Origin of the sequence: Vibrio genomosp. F10 str. 9ZD137, assembly GCF_049974785.1 — a bacterium.
Taxonomy (GTDB): Bacteria; Pseudomonadota; Gammaproteobacteria; order Enterobacterales; family Vibrionaceae; genus Vibrio.
Genome location: NZ_JBNGCJ010000144.1, coordinates 1 through 225, shown reverse-complemented (window position 1 = coordinate 225; position 225 = coordinate 1). Strand labels below are relative to the sequence as shown.

The 225-nt window shown below is 51.1% G+C and carries 1 protein-coding gene; it reads left to right on the top strand.

The window, feature by feature from the left end:
* Positions 1-225: hypothetical protein (locus ACP45E_RS01785; RefSeq protein ID WP_158008358.1), on the top strand; the 225-nt coding region annotated here is incomplete at both ends.

Below are 225 nucleotides of genomic sequence, written 5' to 3'. Positions count from 1 at the left end.
CCGCTCTTCCGATCTGAAAGCAAAACAAGCTGAAGCGCAGAAATCAAGTGAACCCGACAATACCGAAATGACCCGTCTTAGAGCGGAACGTAAGAAACTCGCTCGTGAACGAAAAGCGTTAGATCAGACTTCAGATCAGCAACCCACGCAGGCAGAAACCGATCCGAAAAAAGCGGCTGTCGCTGCGGCTATCGAGAGAGCCAAAGCACGCAAAGCACAACAAGC